Consider the following 7,127-nt stretch of genomic DNA (forward strand, 5'->3'; position numbering starts at 1 on the left):
TTGGAGTTGATGCAGCGGGTTCAGCTCATCAGCGGCAGCTTGCGCCAACTGTTGCCTGCGGACTATCCCGAGGCGTTGGCCATTCTGCTTGCCGCTATGGGGGATGACGACGGCAGTGGTGGGGTCGAGGGTTACGACGGTTTTCGGCATCTGCCCTTTCTCCACTTCGTGGAACGCCATGGACTGGAACATGCGCAGCTTTCTTTGGACGCCTTGCAGCACATGACCCGGTATTTCAGCGCCGAGTTCGCCATTCGTCCCTATCTGGTGCGATATCCCGACATGACCCTGGCTCGGGTCAGGAGTTGGGCCCGTGATGCCGATTGGCGGTTGCGGCGTCTCGCTTCGGAAGGTTGTCGGCCCCGGCTGCCTTGGGGCATCCGTTTGCCGGCCTTCATTCGGGATCCCGGCCCGTGTCTGGAGATACTGGAACTTCTCAGAGCCGATCCCCATCCGGTGGTGCGTCGCTCCGTGGCCAACCATCTGAACGATATCGCCAAGGACCATCCCGACCGGGTTGTGGCCACGGCGGTTCGCTGGGCGGAAGGGGCCGGTGCGGAGACCCTGGCCCTGTTGCGCCATGGGTTGCGCACCCTGATCAAACAGGGGCATGCCGAGGCGTTGCGACTGCTGGGTTTTTCCGGCGGGGAGGGGTTGCAGGTGGTCTCTTTTCAACTGCAACCGGCGGAGGTTCCCTGGGGAGGGACTTTGAATGTTGCGGCCCAATTGCACTGTACGGAGGCGGCTCACCTTTCCATTGATTATGGTATTCACCATTTGCGGCAGAACGGCAGCCATTCGGTGAAGGTGTTCAAAGGCATCCGGGAGCGGGTCGCGGCGGGTGAAACCGTGTGGTTTCGCACAAGCCACTCTTTTCGCGCCATTTCCACCCGACGCTATTATCCGGGAAGGCATCGCCTGGAGGTGCTGATCAATGGCCGGGTGGTATGCGGAGAGGATTTTGTCCTGCAAGAATCCTTTTAATATTTTATCTTTTAAGTATCAAAAAAAGAAAATGTTCTATCCTTTGATTTTATCATTTATAAATAATCTTTATAACTGAAAACAGAAAAAGTCAACTGACAGAACATTTCCTTTTTTTGATACTTAAAAGATTAACAAATTCGACTGTCTTCTCAATCCCCCGGCTCTTGCCGTGACACCCGTCGGCCCTCCTTGAGTCCGGCGCGATGTTTTTTGCCCTCCAGCCGCTTGAGTTTGGAAGCCAGACTGGGCCGGGTGGCAATACGTGGTTCGGGACGCTCCTGAGCCTTTTCGAGCAACGCCAGCAAACGCTCGATGGCATCCTGCCGGTTGCGCTCCTGGGTGCGAAAACGCTGCGCCTCCAGAATCAACACCCCCTCATCCGTCAATCGCTTCCCCGCCAACATCTCCAGCCTCTCCCTCACCCGTTGCGGCAGGGAGGGGCTGCGGCGCACATCAAAGCGCAACTGCACCGCACTCGATACCTTGTTGACGTTCTGCCCGCCGGGGCCGGAAGCACGCACGAAATCGAGATGGATTTCCCGATAGACAATGGAGGAGAGATCGATCATGGAGCTGTCCGGCGCCTGCATTCATCTGGAATATCAACTGGTAAGAAAATCGTGAGGGCGGGATTCCCTTTGCCGGGGTCCGCCCCCGGAAGAACTCCCCGTCCGGAAAGGGCTCCACCTTCACGGGCGGATTTTCCGGGAATATCACCGCCGAGTCCAGCGAAATCGCGGCGAAATCCCTGCCGGATGGAGCATGCTCCGGTGACGCGGACCCGCAGAGGAGGTCCGGGATGCCGAGGCCGGACAGGGGACTCGGGATCGAACCGAGGGTCCGCAAGAACCGGGCGGAGCGGGGAGACGGCAGGGCGATGCTTCCTGGGCCGGGCTTGCAATCCATCGAATGGGATCCCATATCCAAGTCAGGAGGTGACGACCATGTGGAGCGGACAAACAGCGCTAAACAGACAATCTTGGCTGGGCCAGCAAAGCCGGAACAGGCTCAATAGCCTTTTGATGCTGATCGCCATGGCGGGGATGCCGTTTTCCCTGGGATGGATGTTGGCAGGCTCCGAAGGGGGGCTTTGGAGTCTGATCCTCGTGGCCGTTCTGCACCTTCTGGCCCCAAACCTCCCGCCAGCCTGGGTGATGCGCCTGCATCGGGCCATGCCCCTGGACTACCGTTTTGCCGCCGGATTGCATCACGAACTGTCCCGAATCGCCCGCAAGGCCGGGTTGCAGTGGCAACCAGAGCTTTACCGGATAGCCTCTCCGGCCCTGAACGCCTTTGCCGTGGGAGAAGACGGCGGGTCGGCCATCGCCGTTACCGAGGGGTTGTTGCGACGCCTTTCCCACCGGGAGTTGGTCGCCGTACTGGCCCATGAGGTCAGCCATATCCGCAATCTGGATACCCGGAGCCTGGCGTTGTCCGAGATCTTTCGACAGGTGACTTCCGCCTTTGCCCTGTTGGGACAGACGCTGCTCATCCTGCTGTCGCTTCTGCTGGCCATGGGTGAGGACCAAGTCATGCTCTATTGGCCGGCGGTGATGCTGTTACTCTTCTCCCCCGTCATCAGCGGATTGCTGCAATTGGCTTTCTCGCGCACTCGCGAGTTTCAGGCCGATCTGGATGCGGCGGCGCTGACCGGGGATCCGGAGGGGCTGGCCTCCGCGCTGTACAAGTTGAATACCGGCGCCAGGGGATTCTTGGGACAACTGTTGCATCCCCGTGGCGCGGAAGGCCGTGATTGGCTGCGCAGTCATCCCGATTCGAAGGAGCGAATCCGCCGGCTTCTGGAATTGGTCCGGCCGGTTCGTTCGTATCAAAGCGCCAATCGTGTCGGGTACAATTCCCCGGTGTTCGGAGTTCCTGCCCCTTACCAGGGCCTGATGCCCAGGGAGATGGACTTCAACTGGCGGCGCAGCCAGTGGTGAAGCGGCGCGGCATGATTCCGCACATGCCACAGGGCGTAGAAATCCAGCGTCGGGCTGGTAAAGGGGCATTCGCACCAGTCCAACCCTTCCATCACCGAATTGGCCGCCAGACCGGGCAGGATCACCACCTGTGCGGTGTCCTGAACGAAATAGCGGACCGTGGCGAAGTTGTTCACCTCCAAGGCTATTCGGCGCTGCCATCCCTGCTCCTCCAGCATGAGATCGACCCCCATCCCGGCCCCTCCCGGAAAACGGATACGCAGGTGCCGGGCCTTGAGAAAGGCCTCCTTGGTGGCGGGCGGCTCCTCGTGTTGGGTCCGATCGTAAAAGACCACGAAACGGTCCTTGAACAGCCATTGCCGCATAAGTGACGGATCATTCCCGGTGACCGGCGAGATGGCCAGGTCGCAACGCCCCTCCTGGAGCAGCAGGGGAGCCTCCATTGCGGAGGGAATCACCCGGATGGTCACGCCGGGGGCGGAAGCGGCCAGTTGCCGACAGAGGGTGGGCAGGATCAGCACCATCTGCAAATCGTTGGCGGCGATGGTGACGCTCCCTTCAAGGGTTTGCAGATCCACCTCCGGGGGCATGGTCAGGGCCTTCAGCCCGGCCAGGTGTTCGCGTACCAGGGGGATGATCCGATCGGTACGGGGCGTGGGCTGGATGACACGACCGCAGCGCACGAAGAGGGGATCGCCCAGCAACTCCCGCAGCCGGTCCAGCGCGTGGCTGGCCGCCGATTGCGACAAGCCCAGGCGTTTGGCTCCACGGGTTACCGACTTCTCCTCGTACACCGCCAGCAGCAGGGCCAGGGTACGGGGATGCAACTCCAAATGATCGATTTCACGCATCTGTTTATGTCTGCAATTCATTTGTGTTCATGTCAGTCACCCCCTACCCTGAAGCCATCACTCCCCGCTGCCGATTCGATCCGACCTTTTGGGGAGTTTAACCATCAGCGTCCGTTGAGGAGCATATCATGAACAGTCCCGCTGTTGTCACGCTGCCGGCTGGCACCCACTACATCTGCCGTTGCGGTCGAACCGGCAATTCGCCCTTCTGTGACGGATCCCACAAGGGTTCCGAGAAGAGCCCGGTTCGGGTGGAGCTGTCCGAGTCGAAGGAGGTGGCCGTCTGCCGCTGCACCGGGTCGGCCAATCAGCCTTTCTGTGACGGCAGCCACAAGCAGCATTCCTAGGCGCACTGCGGCGGGGTGTTTCCGGCAGTGACCATCATCGGGAGAGAACCCAATGAAGCGTGATGAAAGTGGGGGGAAGGGAGTGGATCCTCTGTTCGTGTCCCATGGCGCTCCGGATCTGATTCTGCGGGATCACCCCTGTCGGCAGTTTCTGGAGAACCTGGGGCATGATCAGCCCCGGCCCAGGGGGGTTGTGGTGGTCTCCGGCCATTGGGAGCGCCCCGAACCCACCCTGACCGGGGTGGGTCCATTGGAGACCATACACGACTTTTTCGGGTTTCCCAGGGAGTTGTACGCCATGCGCTATCCCGCCAGCGGGGAGTCATGGCTGGTGGAAGCGGTGACGAGGGCCCTGGAAAGCGGAAACAGATCTTTCGGCCAAGCCTCCGGCAGGGGTCTGGACCACGGAGCCTGGGTGCCGTTGAAACTCATGTACCCCGAAGCCGACATCCCGGTGGTGCAGCTCTCTTTGCTGGAGCGAGCGGACCCCGTGGCGCACCTGGAGATGGGCCGGGCCCTGCATCCCCTGGGTGAGAAGGGGGTGCTGATTCTGGGATCCGGAGCGGTGACCCATAACCTGCGACGACTCAACCAACCCGGCACTCCCCCCGAACCCTGGTCCGTCCGATTCAGCGAGTGGTTGCATCAGGGATTGACAGGTGATCACCCCGCTGCGCTGGCCTCGGAGCTGGAACGGGCACCCCATGCGGACCTGGCCCATCCCACCATGGAGCATCTCCTGCCGCTGTTTGTGGCCCTGGGAGCCGCCGGTTCCTCTCCTGCAGCCAAAAGGCTGCACAACAGCTACGACTATGGCTCCCTGAACTTGTCCGCCTATCGGTTCTGTGCTACTGACAGGTAACCCGGTCGCCAGGGCCGGTATTTTTTCCAGGACGCCAGACCAGGAGAGACAGATGAACTTCGAATTCCAAAACCCGACACGGATTATCTTCGGCGCCGGAGTGCTCTCCCGTCTGGGCGAGGTCGCCCGGAGAGAAGGGCGTCGGGCCCTGCTGGTCACCGGGGGGGGAAGTGTCAAGCGCAACGGCGCTTTCGACCGAGCCGTGGCCAGCCTCGAAGAAGCGGGGGTGGGGGTGGTGGAATGTCCGGGCGTCGAACCCAATCCCCGTCTGTCGACGGTGTTGCGCGGTGCGCGGCTGGCCCGGGCTGAACAGTGTGACCTGGTCATCGCCCTGGGGGGCGGCAGCGTCATGGATGCGGCCAAGGTGATGGCGGCCACCGTCTTCTATGAAGGGGATCCGTGGCAGATGATGGTTCACAGCCCGACGGGGATGCGCCTTCCCACCCGCGCGTTGCCCGTCATCACCGTTCCGACGCTGGCGGCCACCGGATCGGAGATGAACAAGGGGGCGGTGATCACCAATGAGCAAACCGTGGAGAAATCCTTCGTTCTCGCCGACTGTCTCTATCCCAGGGTGGCCCTGGTGGATCCCGTCCTGACCCTTACGGTTCCGCCCGACCAGACCGCCTACGGCGTCTGCGACCTGATCACCCACGTCACCGAGGGATACTTCAACGGAATTGACGGCGTTCCCCTGCAGGATCGGTTTGCGGAGGGGGTCATCCTCACCGCTCTGGAATGGGGGCCCAAGGCGGTAGCCGACGGCCAGGATCTGGAGGCGCGCCTTCAGGTGCAGTGGGCGTCGGTGGTGGCTCTCAACGGCTGGGTGCAGGCCGGAGCCGAGGCAGTGGGATTTCCGGTCCATATGATCGAACACACCATTTCCGCCATCCATGATGTGGCCCACGGCGCGGGTTTGGCGGTTGTCAATCCCGCCTGGATGCGCGTCGCCGCCGCAGTGCGTCCGGCCCGCTTCGCCCAGTTCGCCGAACGTGTTTTCGGTGTGTCGCAATCGTCAGGCAGTGAGCTTGACCGAGCTCGGGAAGGGGTGGACCGGTTCGAGGCTTTTCTGCGTTCCATCCATTGTCCGACCCGCCTCTCCGAACTGAATCTCGACGGTTCCCTGATCGAGCGCTATGCCCGTGAGACACTGCAAAGCGTCCACGACGATCAGGGGCGTTTGCCCGGTCGTCCGGCCATGGACCAGGCCACCCTCATCGCGATGTTGCACGGGGCGCGGTAGTCCGGCAAAAACCCGCCGGGGGCGGGCCGATGGAAAGCGTCAAAGCCATCGGCCACCCCGCCCGCCCCTTCAAACAATCCATCGGATATGCAAAAGCGGGAAGAGGCCGAAAAGGCACTGATCAACGCCCGTCACCCGGTCCATCAACAGGTCGAAACCTTCGACGGCCAGAAAAAGAGGGGAATAGCGGAAATCAAGGGTTTTGAAACCCGGATGATGACCGGAAGCGTGCTGGAGATTCCCGTTGTGGCGCAATTGGCCTGTTTCATCGCCGAAGGCCGGGTTGAAGCCATAAACGGTGGCATCGGCAATCGGGAGCGCCCGTGCGAAGGCGATATTTCCATGCGGTGCATCACCAACGTCAGGATGAACTGGGTGACCTGTCCCGTACCATCGACGCCTGGACGGTGAGGTTGCCCGAGGCCGTCGGGGAGATCACGGAATCCCTGTCCCAGGGAGCCACGGAACAATTCCCCCGCATCGCTTCCCAGTGGGCTGCCGAGGGGGTACAGCCGCTTCCGAAGCCATGAAAGAGATCGCCGACACGATCTCCATTATTGAAGAATTTGCCCGTCGGACCAACCTTCTGTCTCGCAATGCCGCCATCGAGGCTGCCCGAACCGGGGAACACGGCAAGGACTTCGCCGTGGCCGCCGCCGAAGTGCCCAAACTTGCCGAACGCTGCCAACCCGCCGCCTGGGAAATCGGTCCCTCTCCTTTTCCGGAGCCTCCGTGGCCGAAAGGCGGGAGCCATCATCGGCGAACGGGTTCTTGATACCCGGAAAACCGCGCAGCGAGTGCAGGAAATCGCTGCCGCCCTCTGGGAACAAAGCCAGGGAGCCCGTCATTCCGTTTCTGTTTCATTTTTGCATTATTGCAGGGGTCTGGGGACCATCA

9 protein-coding genes are annotated in these 7,127 nt (G+C 61.4%); 7 read left to right on the plus strand and 2 right to left on the minus strand.

Annotated elements, in window-relative coordinates:
• On the plus strand, positions 1–984 hold a 984-nt coding region (locus HQL56_16980; protein ID MBF0311212.1), incomplete at its 5' end, for a DNA alkylation repair protein.
• A gap of 152 nt (positions 985–1,136) precedes the next feature.
• Here HQL56_16980 and arfB read toward each other — a convergent pair.
• Positions 1,137–1,556, minus strand: coding sequence for an aminoacyl-tRNA hydrolase (arfB, locus tag HQL56_16985; GenBank protein MBF0311213.1), 420 nt, complete (start codon positions 1,554–1,556; stop codon positions 1,137–1,139).
• A gap of 453 nt (positions 1,557–2,009) precedes the next feature.
• On the opposite strand from arfB, the gene HQL56_16990 reads away from it, so the two are divergent.
• Positions 2,010–2,927 carry a M48 family metalloprotease gene (locus tag HQL56_16990; protein ID MBF0311214.1) on the plus strand — a complete coding sequence of 306 codons (918 nt, stop codon included), beginning with the start codon at positions 2,010–2,012 and terminating at the stop codon, positions 2,925–2,927.
• Here the strand turns inward: HQL56_16990 and HQL56_16995 are convergent.
• Complete coding sequence (locus tag HQL56_16995; GenBank protein ID MBF0311215.1) at positions 2,870–3,778, minus strand: LysR family transcriptional regulator; 909 nt, start codon at positions 3,776–3,778, stop codon at positions 2,870–2,872. The genes HQL56_16990 and HQL56_16995 overlap by 58 nt on opposite strands.
• Positions 3,779–3,906: 128 nt before the next feature.
• Between HQL56_16995 and HQL56_17000 the strand changes: the two genes are divergently transcribed.
• The 5 genes from HQL56_17000 (at position 3,907) to HQL56_17020 (ending at position 7,005) form a co-directional block, all read left to right on the plus strand.
• Positions 3,907–4,125 (plus strand): CDGSH iron-sulfur domain-containing protein, encoded by a 219-nt coding sequence (locus tag HQL56_17000; GenBank protein ID MBF0311216.1) that lies wholly within the window; start codon positions 3,907–3,909, stop codon positions 4,123–4,125.
• A gap of 52 nt (positions 4,126–4,177) precedes the next feature.
• Positions 4,178–4,987, plus strand: a complete 810-nt coding sequence (locus HQL56_17005; protein MBF0311217.1) for a dioxygenase — start codon at positions 4,178–4,180, stop codon at positions 4,985–4,987.
• Positions 4,988–5,039: 52 nt separating this feature from the next.
• Complete coding sequence (locus tag HQL56_17010; protein MBF0311218.1) at positions 5,040–6,230, plus strand: iron-containing alcohol dehydrogenase; 1,191 nt, start codon at positions 5,040–5,042, stop codon at positions 6,228–6,230.
• Between the two features lie 87 nt (positions 6,231–6,317).
• Positions 6,318–6,641: a hypothetical protein gene (locus HQL56_17015; protein ID MBF0311219.1), complete on the plus strand. Its 324-nt coding sequence runs from the start codon at positions 6,318–6,320 to the stop codon at positions 6,639–6,641.
• A gap of 115 nt (positions 6,642–6,756) precedes the next feature.
• On the plus strand, positions 6,757–7,005 hold the full coding sequence (locus HQL56_17020; GenBank protein MBF0311220.1) for a hypothetical protein: 249 nt from the start codon (positions 6,757–6,759) through the stop codon (positions 7,003–7,005).
• Positions 7,006–7,127 lie beyond the last annotated feature (122 nt).

The sequence above is a fragment of the Magnetococcales bacterium genome (assembly GCA_015231925.1).
Taxonomy (GTDB): domain Bacteria; phylum Pseudomonadota; class Magnetococcia; order Magnetococcales; family JADGAQ01; genus JADGAQ01.

What these genes read in the sequence shown, in the direction of transcription:
- HQL56_17015 (MBF0311219.1), top strand. Translation starts at nt 6,318, where the DNA reads ATGCAAAAGCGGGAAGAGGCCGAAAAGGCACTGATCAACGCCCGTCAC.
- HQL56_17000 (MBF0311216.1), top strand. Translation starts at nt 3,907, where the DNA reads ATGAACAGTCCCGCTGTTGTCACGCTGCCGGCTGGCACCCACTACATC.
- HQL56_16990 (MBF0311214.1), top strand. Translation starts at nt 2,010, where the DNA reads ATGCTGATCGCCATGGCGGGGATGCCGTTTTCCCTGGGATGGATGTTG.
- HQL56_17005 (MBF0311217.1), top strand. Translation starts at nt 4,178, where the DNA reads ATGAAGCGTGATGAAAGTGGGGGGAAGGGAGTGGATCCTCTGTTCGTG.
- arfB (MBF0311213.1), bottom strand. Translation starts at nt 1,556, where the DNA reads ATGATCGATCTCTCCTCCATTGTCTATCGGGAAATCCATCTCGATTTC.
- HQL56_17010 (MBF0311218.1), top strand. Translation starts at nt 5,040, where the DNA reads ATGAACTTCGAATTCCAAAACCCGACACGGATTATCTTCGGCGCCGGA.
- HQL56_16995 (MBF0311215.1), bottom strand. Translation starts at nt 3,778, where the DNA reads ATGCGTGAAATCGATCATTTGGAGTTGCATCCCCGTACCCTGGCCCTG.
- HQL56_17020 (MBF0311220.1), top strand. Translation starts at nt 6,757, where the DNA reads ATGAAAGAGATCGCCGACACGATCTCCATTATTGAAGAATTTGCCCGT.